The organism is Sphingopyxis sp., from assembly GCF_016793825.1.
Classification (GTDB): domain Bacteria; phylum Pseudomonadota; class Alphaproteobacteria; order Sphingomonadales; family Sphingomonadaceae; genus Sphingopyxis.
The window spans coordinates 53,419-67,162 of the sequence record NZ_JAEULM010000046.1 but is presented as its reverse complement, the minus strand read 5'-3'; the positions used below and the strand labels follow the sequence as shown (position 1 = coordinate 67,162).

Sequence of the window (13,744 nt, the reverse complement as noted above, 5' to 3'; positions counted from 1 at the left end):
GGTGTTGCCCGCAATTGTCGCAAAATCATCCCGCTTTGGGTTGCCTCTCCGGCCAAATCCGCTAAGGCCGCGCCGGGCTCGCGCGGTGGGTTTTCGGGCCGGTTCAGCAGGACAGCATCATGGCAAATGTCACCGTCATCGGGTCGCAATGGGGCGACGAGGGCAAGGGCAAGATCGTCGACTGGCTTGCCAGCCGCGCCGACGCCGTCGTCCGGTTTCAGGGCGGTCACAATGCCGGCCATACGCTCGTCGTCGGCGAACAGGTGTACAAGCTGTCGCTACTCCCCTCGGGCATCGTCACCGGCACGCTGTCGATCATCGGCAATGGCGTGGTTCTCGATCCCTGGGCGCTGCGCGACGAAATCGCCAAGCTGCGCGGCCAGGGCGTCGTCATCAATGCCGACAATTTCGCCATCGCCGACAATTGCGCGCTGATCCTGCCTTTCCACCGCGACCTCGATGCGCTGCGCGAAACCGCCGCGGGCGCGGGCAAGATCGGCACCACCGGTCGCGGGATCGGCCCGGCTTATGAGGACAAGGTCGGTCGCCGCGCGATCCGCGTCTGCGACCTCGCGCATCTCGATAAGCTCGATCCGCAGCTCGACCGCCTGACCGCGCATCACGACGCGCTGCGCGCCGGTTTCGGCGAACCGCCGATCGATCGCGAACGCCTGATCGCCGACCTGTCCGAAATCGCCGACTATGTGCTGGAATATGCGCAGCCGGTGTGGAAGCGCCTGAAGAAGGTCCGCAAGGCCGGCGCGCGCATCCTGTTCGAGGGCGCGCAGGGCGTGCTGCTCGACGTCGACCACGGCACCTATCCCTTCGTCACCAGCTCGAACACCGTCAGCGGCACCGCGGCGTCGGGTTCGGGTCTCGGCCCCTCGGCCGTCGGTTTCGTGCTGGGCATCGCCAAGGCCTATACGACGCGCGTCGGCAGCGGGCCCTTTCCGACTGAACTGGAAGACGAGATTGGCCAGCGGCTGGGCGAGCGCGGGCATGAATTCGGTACCGTGACCGGGCGCAAGCGCCGCTGCGGCTGGTTCGACGCGGTACTCGTACGCCAGAGCTGCGCCGTGTCGGGCGTCACCGGCATCGCGCTGACCAAACTCGATGTGCTCGACGGCTTCGACACGATCCGCATCTGCACCGGCTATCGCCTGCGCGGCAAGATCCTCGACTATTTCCCGGCCCATGCCGCCGACCAGGCCGAAGTCGAGCCGATCTACGAGGAAATGGACGGCTGGCACGAATCGACCGCCGGAGCGCGTAGCTATGCCGACCTGCCGGCGCAGGCGATCAAATATATCCAGCGCGTGCAGGAGCTGATCGAAACCCCGATCGCGCTGGTTTCGACCAGCCCCGAACGCGAAGATACGATCCTGATCCGCGATCCGTTCAGCGACTAGGCAAGGCGGCGGTAGCGGTCGATCTGCCGCAGCCGCCCGATCAGCGTCAGCATCAGCGCAAGCTGGACGAGTCCGGTCGCGAGGATCCCCGTGCCGTCGGGCCCGCCAAGCGCGGGCAGCGCGCGGAGCAGGCTGGCGGTCGTCGAAACCCCGATCGCGATGGCTGCGAAGACCAGTGGCGCACGCATGCCGGATGCCGCTTGCGAATGCCCGCGCCGCCATGCGACGATCAGCGCCGCCGCGCCGACCAGAAAGCCCGCGCCGTCGATCACGCCCAGCAAGGTCGGATGGGAAAAGCTCTGAAGCCCGAGCTGCATCGAGCGCCAGCGCATGAACAGAAAGGTCGCGAGCGCAAGCCAGCCCGCGACGCCGAGCGTCTGGCGCAACCGCTTTGGCAGTGCGGCGCTGGCATAGGAGCGAGCAATGTCCTGCACGTCGCCGAAGCGCCGTTCGGCCTCGGCGGAGTCGAGCCCCGCATCCGCCATCTCGTCCAGATATTCGGCCAGGTCTTCGCGGGCGCGATCCGCCAGTTGGCGGTCGAAACCGAGTTCACGCTCGAGCGCGCCCGCATAGTCGCCGGTCAGGCGGGCCATGGCTTTTCGGGTTCCAGAAAAGCACCGACCGCGCGTGAGAATTCCGCCCAGCCCTCGCGCCGCTCCCGGAGCGCGCCAGTTCCCGCCGGGGTCAGCGTATAGACGCGCTTGCGCCGCCCCGCATCGGGCGTCACCCAGTCGCTCGCGAGCAGCCCCGCGATTTCGAGCCGGTGCAGCGCGGGATAAACCGTTCCCTCGGGCAGGTCGAAACGGCCGCCGCTTCGCCGCCTGATCTCCTCGATCACCGCATAGCCATGCGCCGGACCGCGCTCCAGCGTCGCGAGAATCACATTGTCCAGATGGCCCTTGAGCATTTCCGCATTCATCCCGCGAAATTACCCCTTGCGTAGCTAGGGGTCAAGCTGTACCCTAGCGACACTAGGCATATGGAGGAACATATGGCAACGCGGGCAAGAGGCGGAATCGAAGGCGGACGGTTATGGCTGCTGCTGGCCGCCGCGGTGACGGCGATGGTCGCGATCATCCTCGCCATGGACAGCGGCGTCGAAGGCGCGCGCCTCGCGGTTCGGGCCACCGCACGCAGCTCGTTCGCCCTGTTCCTGATTGCCTTCACCGCAAGTTCGCTCGTCCGGCTCTGGCCCGGCGACACGACGCGCTGGCTCCTCCGCAATCGCCGCTGGTTCGGCCTCGGCTTCGCCTGGTCTCACCTGCTTCACCTGATCGCGATTCTGTGGCTGTTCGGCAATTATGCCGGACAGGTCCCCGCGCCACCGATGGCGACGATCGTCGGCGGCGGCATCGCCTATGTCTTCATCGCCGCAATGGCGGCAACCTCGTTCGACGGCGCGGTGCGCTGGATGGGCGCAAGGAACTGGCAGCGGCTGCACAAGGTCGGGGTCTGGTACATCTGGATCGTCTTCATGACGAGCTACGGCAAGCGTGCCGTCGTCATGCCCGAATATATCCCGCCGGTGCTGCTCTTGATCACGGCCGCTGCGCTCCGCTTCGCGTGGAAGCGGGCGCGGAGGCCTGCCTAGCCCGCTGTCGCCACCTCGCGGATTGCCGCGACGAAGCCTGCCGGATCGTCTTCCTGAATGAAATGCCCGCCGCGCAGGGTGCTGTGCGTCACGCGCGCGGCTCCCGGCACCCGCGCCGTGAACAGCGCGTCACCCCCGCGCGTGATCGGATCGCCGTTCGAAAAGCAGCACAGGAAGGGCTTGTCGAAACGCTCCAACGCCGCCCACGCCCGCTGCTGGTCGGGGACCGCGACATTGGGGCCCAGCGGGACGAGCGCGGGGAATACCCGCGTCGCCACCTTGGACGCCCGCGTCGGAAAGGGCGCGTCATAGGCGGCGATTTCGGCGGCGGAAAGGTCGCGCCGCGTTCCCGCATTGATGATCCGCCCAATGGGAAACACCGGACTGTACAGCGCGAACATCCGCCAGATGGCAAAGGCGCGCGGCGCCGCCTGCCCCTCGGGCAAGCCGCCATTCGACAAGGCTACGCCCGCAAAGCGATCTGGCATTTCGGCGACCAGCCGCAGACCGATCAACGACCCCCAGTCCTGACAGACGAGAATGATGTCGCGCAGGTCCAACGCCTCGACCCATTGCCGCATCCACGCGACCTGCCCGGCATAGCTGTAATCGCCGCGTCCCAGCGGCTTGTCCGACCGGCCGAATCCGACCAGGTCGGGCGCCAGCGCACGAAAACCGGCGTCCGCGACCGGGCCGATCATGTGGCGATACAGATAGGACCAGCTGGGTTCGCCATGCAGCATCAGCACCGGCTGGGCATCGGCGGCCCCTTCGTCGACATAATGAACGCGAAGACCGCCCTCGATCTCGACATATTTCGGCGCGTACGGCCAGTCGGGCAGCCCTTCGAAGCGCGCCTCCGGCGTGCGATAAATCCGCATCTATTCCTCCCTTATCCCCCGGGGCAACTTAGAGCATGGGCGATGCTTGTCCATGGCCGCCGAATGCCTATGGTGCGGTATGCGCGCCGCTTTCATCCTGTCCGCTTTCCTTCTCTCTGCCTGCGGATCGGCGCAGTCCCAGCCGCCGGCGGGCGGCGCGATCGTCGATCGGTTGCTCGTCGACAAGAGCGAGCGGGTGCTGATCGGCTATGCGAACGGCCGGGAGGTCATACGCTTCACCGGGCTTCGCTTCGGCAATGCGCCAGTCGGGCACAAGCGGTTTGAAGGCGACGAACGCACCCCGGAAGGCGACTATGTCATCGACGGGCGCAACCCGGCGAGCGCCTATCATCTGTCGCTCCGCATATCTTATCCCAACGCCGCCGACGCCGCCTATGCCGAAGCACGCGGCCGCTCGCCGGGCGGTGACATCTTCATCCACGGCCAGCCGAACCGCTGGACCGGCCCGACGATCTCGCGCGACTGGACCGACGGGTGCATCGCATTGCCCAACGCCGCCATCGCGCAACTCTGGGACGTCGTGCCCGACGGCACACCGATCAGAATCCGTCCCTGACTCTTCCATCTGTCACATGGTCGTGGCACGATGCGCGCATGGCACGCGACATTCTTGTCTTCTATGGCAGCTACCGCCGCGACCGGCAGGGCATCAAACTCGCCCGCTGGATCGTCGACACCCTTTCCGCGCGCGGCGATGCCGCAGAACTGATCGACGCGAAAGCGATCGATCTGCCGATGCTCGACCGCCGGTTCAGCGACTACCGGGACGGCGAAGCACCGCCCGCGATGGCCAACCTCGCGGCGCGGATCGCCGCGGCCGATGGCTTCGTCTTCGTCACGGGCGAATATAATGGCGGGCTTCAGCCGGGACTGAAGAATCTGACCGATCATTTCCTCGAACAATATCATTGGCGGCCCGCCGCGATCGCCTCCTACTCCGCCGGGCCCTTCGCCGGGATCAAGGCGGCCACCGCGTGGCGCGGCACGCTGGCGGTGCTCGGAATGGTCGTGACATCGACATCGCTGTCACTGGCGCGCATCGGCGGTGCCTTCGATGCCGAAGGCCGGCCGGCCGGCGAGGATGGCGCACGGCTCGAAAAGGCATTTCCGCGCTTTGCCGACGACCTTGAGTGGTGGATCGACGCCGCCGCCGCGCAGCGTGCACGGCAGGCGCCACCCTTTTAACCCGACTTGAGTTCGCGGCCGAGGCGCAGGCTCGCGCGCCAGAAGAAAAAAGCCGGGATCAACCCAAGCCACGCGGCGCCATAGAGGACGTAGCGCACGCTCTCCTGCCCATAGGTCGGCGCGAGTTGATCCGACAGCACGCCGAACAGGAACGGCCCAAAACCCAATCCGATCAGATTTTGTCCAAACAGCATGATGGACGCCGCGACCGCGCGCGCTTGCGGGCGGACCAGCCCTTGCACGCAAGCATAGGCCGGGCCGTAATAGGCCGAATTGAGGATCGTCGGAATGATCAGCAACGCCACTGCGACGCGCCAGTCCTCCATATAATAGCCAAGGAATAGGATCGGCGCGGCCACAGCCATGCCATAGGCGGGAAAGGTCAGGATGTGCCGCTTGTCGCGGACGCCGAATATATCGGCCATCTTGCCGCCGAGCCAGGTCCCGAACACCCCGGCCAGCCCCAGCACGACCGCCATCGACAGCCCCGCCTCGGTCGTGGATAGCCCGTGACTGCGGATGAAGAAACTGATCGTCCACAGCGCCTTGCCATAGCCGAGGAAAGCGACAACCGACGACGCGATCAGGATGTAGACAAAGGCGCGCGAGGCGAAGATTTCGCGCATCGCCTCTCCCGTCGACATCCGCGCGGGGGTCATCACCGCGGCGGTATCCGCGGGACGCAAATGACGCGGTTCGCGCATGAAGAAGAGAACGACGAGCGCAAGGAGCAAGCCCGGTGCACCGACGAGCATCAGCGCGACGCGCCAGCCATAGAGGTCGTTGACGATCCCCCCGATGATGAGCCCCAGAAGCGAGCCGATCGGCACGCCAAGCCCGTAGAAAGCGATCGCCGAAGGCCGCTTTTCCGGTGCCACGCTGTCCGAAATGAGCGAATGCGCGGCAGGCGTGCAACCTGCCTCGCCTATCCCGACGCCGATGCGGGCAAAAAGCAATTGCACAAAATTCTGCGCAAGCCCGCACACCGCCGTCATCGCCGACCAGATGGCCAGCGACAGCGCGATCAGACGAACGCGGTTCGATCCCTCCTTGTCGGCGTAGCGCGCGATCGGAATGCCCAGCAGAGCGTAGAAGACCGCAAAGGCCGGCCCCGCCAGCAAGCCGAGTTCGGTATCGCTGAGACCCAGGTCGCGCTTGATCGGTTCGGCCAGGATATTGACGATCTGCCGATCGAGAAAGTTGAAGATATAGACGACCAGCAGGATCCCCAGCATCGTTCGCGTGTGCCGCGCGGCGCCGTCGGGAAGAGCCGCTTCGGTACCGGCGACAAGGGCATGTTTGTCCGTCATTTTTCTCTCCCGGACGCCGAGGGTGCAGAGGACCATCCCGCCTGTCAACGCCGGAGCGGCCAGCCGAAACAACGGACTTGCAATTGGCGCCGTGGCTGGCAGCTTCGGCCCATGCAAAAGCTATCCATGGTCGCCGCCTCGCTTCTCGCCGTCACACCCGTCGCGGCGATGCCGCCGCCACTGCCGCCGATCGAGGGCAAGGACGTCGGCGCGCTCCAGGCCGAAATGGAAAGCGGCCGGATGGACGAGGGTCTGATCGCGACTCTCTATCTCGACCGGATCGCGAAACTCGACGATCATGGGCCGAAACTCGACGCCGTCATCGCAACCTTTCCCCAAACCGACATCGACGCGGAGACGACACGGCTGGACGCCGAACGGCAGGCCGGAAAGCGGCGCGGGCCTCTCCATGGCATTCCGATACTGCTCAAGGACAATATCGAAACCGCGGGGCCGCTGCCGACAACGGCGGGCAGCCTTGCGCTCAAGGACAATGTCACGGGCCGCGACGCACCGATTGTCGCGCGGTTGCGCCAGGCCGGCGCGGTGATCATCGGCAAGACCAATCTCAGCGAATGGGCCAATATCCGGTCGGGCAATTCGACAAGCGGATGGAGCGCGGTGGGCGGGCTGACCAAAAACCCGCACGCGCTGAACCGCAACGCCTGCGGTTCCTCGTCGGGCAGCGGCGCGGCCGTCGCGGCAAGCTTCGCACCGCTGGCGATCGGAACGGAAACCGACGGATCGATCACCTGCCCTGCCGCCATCAACGGCATCGTGGGGTTCAAACCGACCGTAGGATTGGTCAGCCGCACCTTCATCGTGCCGATCAGCCACAGCCAGGACACGGCAGGACCGATGGCGCTGACCGTACGCGACGCGGCGCTGCTGCTCGGCGTCATTGCGGGAAGCGACCCCGCCGATCCGGCAACCGCCGAGGCCGACACGCACAGGACCGACTATGTCGCCGCACTCTCGCCCGCCGCGCTCAAGGGCAAGCGGATCGGCGTGCTGCGCGACCGGATCGGCGGCCGCGCCGACATTGCCGCGCTGTTCGACACGGCGCTGAAGGCGATGGAAGGCGCCGGCGCGACGATCGTCGAGATCAAGGACAGCCAGTCGGATCAGGGCGATCTGGGCGCCGCCGAACTCGACGTGCTGATGACCGAACTAAAGGCCGATATGGCGGCTTATCTGGGCTCGCTGCCCGCGAAGAACGGACCAAAGACGCTTGCCGATCTGATCGCCTTCAACAAGGCACATCCTGAGGAACTACGCTGGTTCGACCAGTCGCTGTTCGAACTGGCCGAAACGAAGGGCGGGCTCGACGGCAAGGAGCATATCGACGCAAGGGCAAAGGCCGCGCGGCTCGCGGGGCCGGAGGGCATCGACCGGCTGCTCGCGGCGAACAAGGTCGATTTCCTTGTCGGCGTGACCAACGGTCCCGCCTGGACGACCGACCTCGTCAACGGCGATCACTATACCGGCCCCAGCGTCAGCCAGATGCCCGCCGTCGCAGGCTACCCGCACCTGACGGTGCCGATGGGCGCGGTCGAGGGGCTGCCGATCGGGCTCTCGATCATCGGGCCGAAATGGAGCGACGCCGGGGTGCTGGCGGCGGGCTACGCCTATGAGCAGGTCAGCAGGAAGCGCATCGCTCCGACCTTTCGCGCGGAATAACCCTCCCTGCCACGCAGCGATGGGAAGGATCGACCGGTCAGCGGCGCTGACGCTTTTTCCAACCCATCTCTTCCAGTTCCAGCAATTCCATCGGGACGTGGATCGTCCGGATCGCCAGCCGCACCTCGATCAGGAACAGCGCGAGCGACAGGAGCAAAAGCAGCATAGCCGCCGCGAATACCCAGGCCGCGGCCAGTCCAAGGTCGAAGCCCGCAACCGCCTGTGTGAACAGCAGCGCGACGAGCAGGCAGACGACGATGCCGCACGCTACCGCCGCGGCGATCGAATTGTTGATCACGTCGATGCGGCGATCGACGACACGCAGCTCGGCGACGATCCGTTCATGATCCTGCCCCTCGGTTTCGGACCAAAGCTCCATCAGCCGGCGTGACCGGTCGACGACCCGCGCAAGGCGCCCGGTGAAGACATTGAGCAAGCTGCCGGTCGCCACCAGCAGGAACACCGGTGTGACCGACAGTTGGATGGTCTCGGCAATGGCGCCGAGGCCGGAACTCATTAGCCGCCCGCCGCCACCGACGGCGTATTCACGCCGTGCATGGCCAGGAATTTGCGGATGTTGCGCGCGGCCTGCCGGATGCGCTGTTCATTTTCGACCATCGCGATGCGGACATAGCCTTCGCCGTCCTCGCCATAGCCGACGCCCGGCGCCACCGCGACCTTGGCGTGGGTGAGCAACTGCTTCGAAAATTCGAGGCTGCCCATCTCCTTGAGCGCGGGCGGCAGCGGCGCCCAGGCGAACATCGATGCGGGCGGACTCGGAATGTCCCAGCCGGCGCGGCCAAAGCTTTCGACCATCACGTCGCGGCGCTTCTGGTACAGTTCGCGGTTGCGCTCGACGATATCCTGCGGCCCGTTGAGCGCGGCGCACGCTGCAGCCTGGATCGGCGTGAAGGCGCCGTAGTCGAGGTAAGATTTCACGCGCGTCATCGCCGCGATCAACCGCTTGTTGCCAACCGCAAAGCCCATGCGCCAGCCCGCCATCGAATAGGTCTTAGACATCGAGGTGAACTCGATCGCGACGTCCTTCGCTCCCGGAACCTGCAGGATCGAAGGGGTCGGATTGCCGTCGTAATAAAGCTCCGAATAGGCAAGGTCCGACAGGACCCAGACCTTGTTCTCCTTCGCCCACGCGACAAGGCGCTCGTAAAAGGCCAGATCGACGGCTTCGGCAGTCGGATTCGACGGATAGTTGACGACGAGGATCGACGGACGCGGCACGGTGAACGCCATCGCGCGGTCCAGCGCGCGCCAGTAATCCTCGTTCGGCGTCGTCGGCACGCTGCGGATCGTCGCCCCGGCAATGATGAAGCCGAAAGTATGGATCGGATAGCTGGGGTTCGGCGCCAGCACCACATCGCCCGGCCCGGTGATCGCGGTCGCCAGGCTGGCCAGCCCTTCCTTCGACCCCATTGTCACGACGACTTCGGTTTCGGGATCGAGATCGACGTTGAAACGGCGACCATAATAGTTTGCCTGGGCCTTGCGCAGCCCCGGGATTCCCTTCGACTGCGAATAACCATGCGCGTCGGGCTTCATCGCCACTTCGCACAATTTTTCGATCACATGGGCGGGCGGCGGCAAATCGGGGTTGCCCATCCCCAGGTCGATGATGTCCTCACCCGCGGCACGCGCGGCCGCACGCATCGCATTGACTTCGGCGATGACATAGGGCGGCAGGCGCTTGATGCGATAGAATTCATCTTCGGACATGGGAAACTAGAACAACTCCTTTTCGTTATGGTAGGGTCTGACCCTTGGGTTGACGCGAGCGGCAGCCTCGCCAGCCGCATCGCGGCTCGTTATAGGCATAATATCCGCACTGACCAGCAGGAACGAGCATGACCGACGCAGGCAAGAACGACACGACGGAGGCGCCAAATCCATTCCTGCCGTCGCCCGACGACCTGCAGCATTGGGCCAGCGTCATGGGCCGGGCGCAGCAGATGATGCTCGAATATGCATTGGGCCAAGCGAACGACGGAAACAACGCCGCCGCAAGCCTGTTCGACCCCGCAAGCTGGCTGCAAAATCCAACGACGGCGACCTGGGCGGAGCAGTCGTCGCAGCTATGGGAACAGGGTACCCGTTTCTGGACCTCGCTCGCGACGCTCCAGCCCCCCTTCGCGCCCGCCGCCGACGCGCCAAGGGACAAGCGGTTCGCCGATCCCGACTGGACCGCGAACCCCGCCTTCGCGCTGATCCGCCAGACCTATGGCCTGCTCACCGATCAGCTTCTGACCACGACGCGCACGATGCCCGGCCTCGACGAGCCGGCTCGCACCAAGATGGAATTCGCCGCCAGAAACATGGCAGAGGCGCTATCGCCGTCGAACCTCGCGATCACCAACCCCGAAGTGATCAAACGGGCGGTCGAAACACGCGGCGAAAGCCTGCTCAAGGGCCTGAAGCACATGCTCACCGACCTGTCGCGCGGGCAGCTCAGCCACGTCGATCCCGATGCGTTCGAGGTCGGCGTCAATATCGCGACCACCCCCGGCAAGGTCGTCCATGAAACCGATCTCTATCAGTTGATCCAGTACAGCCCGACGACGAAGGATGTCTTCACCGTCCCGCTCGTGATCTTCCCGCCGTGGATCAACCGCTTCTATATCCTCGACCTCAATCCGGCGAAGAGCTTCGTCGCCTGGGCCGTCGAACAGGGGCTGACGGTGTTCATGGTCTCGTGGAAATCGGCCGACGCCTCGATGAAGGATATCGTCTGGGACGATTATATTGCGGCGCAGGTCGACGCGATCGACACCATCCGCGACCTGCTGGGCGTCCGGCATGTCCACACGATCGGCTATTGCGTCGCGGGAACCACGCTTGCCGCGACGCTGGCGATGCTGGCCGCAAGAGGCGAAGCGGACAAGGTCCGTTCGGTGACCTTCTTCACGGCGCAGGTCGACTTCGAGCTGGCGGGCGACCTCAAACTGTTCGTCGACGAAAGCTATCTGGCGCTGCTGCAGCAACTCTCGGCTCCCGGCTTCCTCGACGGCCGCTACATGGCGGCGACCTTCAACAGCCTGCGGGGCCGCGACCTCATCTGGAATTACGTCGTCGGCAATTACCTGCTCGGCAACGACTATCCGCCGTTCGACCTGCTATACTGGAACGGCGACGTCACCAACCTGCCCGCAAAGTGGCACCGGCAATATCTGGTCGACCTCTACCGCGACAACCGGCTGGTAATTCCCAACAGCCTGTCGGCGCTGGAAACGCCGCTCGATCTCAAGAAGATCAGGACCCCTGCCTATATCCAGGCGGGGCGCGAGGATCATATCGCACCCCTCGTCAGCGTCTGGCGATTGATGGACCATCTGTCGGGTCCCAAGACGTTCCTGCTTGCGGGATCGGGGCATATCGCCGGCGTCGTGAACCCGCCCGCCGCCGGCAAATATCAATATTGGACTGGCGACAACGACGCCGCGACGCTGGACGAATTCGTCGCGGGCGCGACCGAGACAAAGGGTAGCTGGTGGCCGCACTGGATCGGCTGGATTTCGGAACAGGACGCCGCAAAAACGTCTGCCAAGGGCTCGCGCATCCCCGGGAAGGGCGCTAAAAAGGCGATCGAGGATGCGCCTGGCCGCTACGTCAAACAACGGTAATAGAGCGCGAATATACCGGCCTTGGGCCGGCAATCCGAATATTTTTGTGCGCTGCAACATTTTTCCCTTGAAATCGCCGATCCACTCCTATATTGTGCACTGCAACATAAAGGAGTTGTTCCGATGGCTACAAAGATGGATAGTGCCGAAAAGGCCTTCGAAGCCGCGACGCTGGAAACCGCTGCCAAGCCGGTAGCCGCTCCCGCCGAGCAGGCCCCGATCGCTGCCCCCGCGGCAGTGAAGGCTCCGGCCCCCGCAAAGATCAAGACGGTGAAGGCAAAAGCCAAGCCGGCCGCGAAAAAGGCTGCCGCTCCCAAGGCGGTCGCCAAGAAGGTTGCCCCGAAGAAGGCGACCGCAAAGACCATTGCCCCCGCCACCAAGAAGGCAGCGCCGAAGCCGGCCGCCGTCCTCAACAAAGGAATCAAGACCATGAACGACACTGTCAAGAAGTTCGCTGACGAAGCCAAGACCCGCGCCGAAGCGCTGACCGCCGATTTCCAGGAGCGTTCGAAGGACGCCTTCGCCAAGTCGAGCAAGCTTGCTGAAGAAGCCGTCGAATTCAACAAGGCGAACGTCGAAGCGCTCGTCGAAGCCGGCAAGATCGCTGCCAAGGGCCTCGAAACCCTCGGTCAGGAAGGCGTCGCCTTCGCTCGCAAGAGCTTCGAAGACACCTCGGCCGCGCTGAAGGGCTACACCGCCGTCAAGACCCCGGCCGATTTCTTCAAGCTCTATGCCGAAAACAGCAAGAAGGCGTTTGACGCCGCCGTTGCGCAGACCTCGAAAACCAGCGAACTCGTCGTCAAGCTGACGAACGACAGCTTCGCGCCGATCTCGAACCGCGTTTCGGTCATCACCTCGAAGCTGAAGGCTGCCTAAGGCCCTCACCTTCCCGTTGGCGCGGACCTCCCCTCCTCTCCCAATCCGCGCCGACACCCACAAGACCGCTCGCTTCCACCGGAAGCGGGCGGTTCTTGCTTTTCGGGACCTCTCCCAAAAGCCTGCCCAACCCCCATATTTTCGGCGGCGCGCGCTTCCGGTCGTGGGCGGGCAACGAAAAGGGGGTTAATGCCTTCTCGCCCTCTTGCGATTCCGTTCCGGCTTGCGATATTCCCTATGATGATGCTTCCCGCTTCGATCCCCCATGTCGTCCGCATAACGGCGGGCAAGGATGACGATGCGTCCGGTACGCCGGGCGTCGGCATTGCGACGCGCACGCGCGCAAAGCCCAAGAAGCCGTCGATGTACAAGGTGCTGCTGCTCAACGACGACTATACCCCGATGGAATTCGTCGTGATGGTATTGCAGCGCTTCTTCAACATGGACATCGAACAGGCGACCCAGGTGATGCTCCACGTTCACCAGCAGGGCGTAGGAGTGTGCGGCGTGTTCAGCTATGAAGTTGCCGAAACCAAGGTGAATCAGGTGATGGATGCCGCGCGGCAGAACCAGCACCCGCTGCAGTGCACGCTCGAGAAGGCCTAACCTCCCTTCAATCCGTCATCCCGGCAAGGGCGGGGATGACGATGGGAATGTCCTACCCGCCCCGTGCCGCCTGCTCGGCCCTGAGCGCGGCAGACGGCTCTCCCTTCAAATCGCCATAGCGGAGCGGCTGGCCACATCCCGGACAAACGGTTGACGTCCCGACGTCGGTGCCGCACGCCCGGTGGATATAGCGCATGGCCGGTCCCGTGCCGGTTTCGCCCTCGGCATAAGCCCAGCGCTCGGCCCAATTGCGCATCGCATAAAGGACGTCGAACAGGTCCTTGCCCTTCGCGGTCAGCCGATATTCATGGCGCGGCGGACGCGCCTGATAGGCATGGCGCTCGACCACCCCTTCCTTTTCCATGAGTTTCAACCGCGCCGACACGAGCTGCGGCCCAAGGCCCGTGTTCGCCACGATCGCCTCGAACCGCCGCCGTCCGAAGAACAGGTCGCGCAGGATCAACAGTACCGCGCGGTCGCCAAGCAATTCGGCCGACCGCCCGACCGGGCAAAATGTATCCGACAGGTCCGCGCGTCTGGGCATCGCTCCACT

The 13,744-nt window shown here is 64.6% G+C and carries 15 protein-coding genes; 8 read left to right on the top strand and 7 right to left on the bottom strand.

Annotated features, from left to right (window positions below):
- Nucleotides 1-119: 119 nt before the first annotated feature.
- Nucleotides 120-1,409 carry an adenylosuccinate synthase gene (locus JNM03_RS16065; RefSeq protein WP_294038131.1) on the top strand — a complete coding sequence of 430 codons (1,290 nt, stop codon included), beginning with the start codon at nt 120-122 and terminating at the stop codon, nt 1,407-1,409.
- Here the strand turns inward: JNM03_RS16065 and JNM03_RS16060 are convergent.
- A complete protein-coding gene (locus JNM03_RS16060) occupies nt 1,406-2,002 on the bottom strand; it encodes a hypothetical protein (protein ID WP_294038130.1) in 597 nt (198 codons plus the stop codon). The genes JNM03_RS16065 and JNM03_RS16060 overlap by 4 nt on opposite strands.
- Nucleotides 1,990-2,328, bottom strand: a complete 339-nt coding sequence (locus tag JNM03_RS16055) for a PadR family transcriptional regulator (RefSeq protein WP_294038129.1) — start codon at nt 2,326-2,328, stop codon at nt 1,990-1,992. Before JNM03_RS16055 ends, JNM03_RS16060 begins: the two co-directional genes overlap by 13 nt.
- Nucleotides 2,329-2,400: 72 nt before the next feature.
- Here JNM03_RS16055 and JNM03_RS16050 point away from each other — a divergent pair, with 72 nt between their 5' ends.
- Nucleotides 2,401-3,000, top strand: a complete 600-nt coding sequence (locus tag JNM03_RS16050; protein WP_294038127.1) for a ferric reductase-like transmembrane domain-containing protein — start codon at nt 2,401-2,403, stop codon at nt 2,998-3,000.
- Here the strand turns inward: JNM03_RS16050 and JNM03_RS16045 are convergent.
- Complete coding sequence (locus JNM03_RS16045) at nt 2,997-3,881, bottom strand: haloalkane dehalogenase (RefSeq protein ID WP_294038125.1); 885 nt, start codon at nt 3,879-3,881, stop codon at nt 2,997-2,999. The genes JNM03_RS16050 and JNM03_RS16045 overlap by 4 nt on opposite strands.
- Nucleotides 3,882-3,960: 79 nt before the next feature.
- Here JNM03_RS16045 and JNM03_RS16040 point away from each other — a divergent pair, with 79 nt between their 5' ends.
- On the top strand, nt 3,961-4,458 hold the full coding sequence (locus tag JNM03_RS16040) for a L,D-transpeptidase family protein (RefSeq protein WP_294038123.1): 498 nt from the start codon (nt 3,961-3,963) through the stop codon (nt 4,456-4,458).
- A gap of 38 nt (nt 4,459-4,496) precedes the next feature.
- Nucleotides 4,497-5,087, top strand: coding sequence for an NADPH-dependent FMN reductase (locus JNM03_RS16035; protein ID WP_294038101.1), 591 nt, complete (start codon nt 4,497-4,499; stop codon nt 5,085-5,087).
- Here JNM03_RS16035 and JNM03_RS16030 read toward each other — a convergent pair.
- The gene (locus JNM03_RS16030) at nt 5,084-6,397 is read right to left on the bottom strand and encodes an MFS transporter (RefSeq protein ID WP_294038099.1); all 1,314 of its coding nucleotides are present in this window, start codon (nt 6,395-6,397) and stop codon (nt 5,084-5,086) included. The genes JNM03_RS16035 and JNM03_RS16030 overlap by 4 nt on opposite strands.
- 111 nt (nt 6,398-6,508) lie before the next feature.
- Here JNM03_RS16030 and JNM03_RS16025 point away from each other — a divergent pair, with 111 nt between their 5' ends.
- On the top strand, nt 6,509-8,077 hold the full coding sequence (locus JNM03_RS16025) for an amidase (protein WP_294038097.1): 1,569 nt from the start codon (nt 6,509-6,511) through the stop codon (nt 8,075-8,077).
- A gap of 37 nt (nt 8,078-8,114) precedes the next feature.
- Here JNM03_RS16025 and JNM03_RS16020 read toward each other — a convergent pair whose 3' ends face one another.
- Nucleotides 8,115-8,594, bottom strand: coding sequence for a DUF2721 domain-containing protein (locus tag JNM03_RS16020; protein WP_294038095.1), 480 nt, complete (start codon nt 8,592-8,594; stop codon nt 8,115-8,117).
- Nucleotides 8,594-9,808: an LL-diaminopimelate aminotransferase gene (locus JNM03_RS16015; RefSeq protein ID WP_294038093.1), complete on the bottom strand. Its 1,215-nt coding sequence runs from the start codon at nt 9,806-9,808 to the stop codon at nt 8,594-8,596. The genes JNM03_RS16020 and JNM03_RS16015 overlap by 1 nt, the downstream gene beginning before the upstream one ends.
- Before the next feature lie 128 nt (nt 9,809-9,936).
- On the opposite strand from JNM03_RS16015, the gene JNM03_RS16010 reads away from it, so the two are divergent.
- From JNM03_RS16010 to clpS, 3 genes are all read left to right on the top strand, one after another.
- A complete protein-coding gene (locus tag JNM03_RS16010) occupies nt 9,937-11,709 on the top strand; it encodes an alpha/beta fold hydrolase (protein ID WP_294038091.1) in 1,773 nt (590 codons plus the stop codon).
- Between the two features lie 123 nt (nt 11,710-11,832).
- Nucleotides 11,833-12,585 (top strand): phasin family protein, encoded by a 753-nt coding sequence (locus JNM03_RS16005; RefSeq protein ID WP_294038089.1) that lies wholly within the window; start codon nt 11,833-11,835, stop codon nt 12,583-12,585.
- Nucleotides 12,586-12,825: 240 nt separating this feature from the next.
- Complete coding sequence (gene clpS / locus JNM03_RS16000; protein ID WP_294038187.1) at nt 12,826-13,191, top strand: ATP-dependent Clp protease adapter ClpS; 366 nt, start codon at nt 12,826-12,828, stop codon at nt 13,189-13,191.
- 52 nt (nt 13,192-13,243) lie between these two features.
- Here the strand turns inward: clpS and JNM03_RS15995 are convergent, their stop codons facing one another.
- Nucleotides 13,244-13,735: a helix-turn-helix domain-containing protein gene (locus JNM03_RS15995; RefSeq protein WP_294038087.1), complete on the bottom strand. Its 492-nt coding sequence runs from the start codon at nt 13,733-13,735 to the stop codon at nt 13,244-13,246.
- Between the last annotated feature and the right edge of the window lie 9 nt (nt 13,736-13,744).

What these genes read in the sequence shown, in the direction of transcription:
- JNM03_RS16065 (WP_294038131.1), top strand. Translation starts at nt 120, where the DNA reads ATGGCAAATGTCACCGTCATCGGGTCGCAATGGGGCGACGAGGGCAAG.
- JNM03_RS16060 (WP_294038130.1), bottom strand. Translation starts at nt 2,002, where the DNA reads ATGGCCCGCCTGACCGGCGACTATGCGGGCGCGCTCGAGCGTGAACTC.
- JNM03_RS16055 (WP_294038129.1), bottom strand. Translation starts at nt 2,328, where the DNA reads ATGAATGCGGAAATGCTCAAGGGCCATCTGGACAATGTGATTCTCGCG.
- JNM03_RS16050 (WP_294038127.1), top strand. Translation starts at nt 2,401, where the DNA reads ATGGCAACGCGGGCAAGAGGCGGAATCGAAGGCGGACGGTTATGGCTG.
- JNM03_RS16045 (WP_294038125.1), bottom strand. Translation starts at nt 3,881, where the DNA reads ATGCGGATTTATCGCACGCCGGAGGCGCGCTTCGAAGGGCTGCCCGAC.
- JNM03_RS16040 (WP_294038123.1), top strand. Translation starts at nt 3,961, where the DNA reads ATGCGCGCCGCTTTCATCCTGTCCGCTTTCCTTCTCTCTGCCTGCGGA.
- JNM03_RS16035 (WP_294038101.1), top strand. Translation starts at nt 4,497, where the DNA reads ATGGCACGCGACATTCTTGTCTTCTATGGCAGCTACCGCCGCGACCGG.
- JNM03_RS16030 (WP_294038099.1), bottom strand. Translation starts at nt 6,397, where the DNA reads ATGACGGACAAACATGCCCTTGTCGCCGGTACCGAAGCGGCTCTTCCC.
- JNM03_RS16025 (WP_294038097.1), top strand. Translation starts at nt 6,509, where the DNA reads ATGCAAAAGCTATCCATGGTCGCCGCCTCGCTTCTCGCCGTCACACCC.
- JNM03_RS16020 (WP_294038095.1), bottom strand. Translation starts at nt 8,594, where the DNA reads ATGAGTTCCGGCCTCGGCGCCATTGCCGAGACCATCCAACTGTCGGTC.
- JNM03_RS16015 (WP_294038093.1), bottom strand. Translation starts at nt 9,808, where the DNA reads ATGTCCGAAGATGAATTCTATCGCATCAAGCGCCTGCCGCCCTATGTC.
- JNM03_RS16010 (WP_294038091.1), top strand. Translation starts at nt 9,937, where the DNA reads ATGACCGACGCAGGCAAGAACGACACGACGGAGGCGCCAAATCCATTC.
- JNM03_RS16005 (WP_294038089.1), top strand. Translation starts at nt 11,833, where the DNA reads ATGGCTACAAAGATGGATAGTGCCGAAAAGGCCTTCGAAGCCGCGACG.
- clpS (WP_294038187.1), top strand. Translation starts at nt 12,826, where the DNA reads ATGATGCTTCCCGCTTCGATCCCCCATGTCGTCCGCATAACGGCGGGC.
- JNM03_RS15995 (WP_294038087.1), bottom strand. Translation starts at nt 13,735, where the DNA reads ATGCCCAGACGCGCGGACCTGTCGGATACATTTTGCCCGGTCGGGCGG.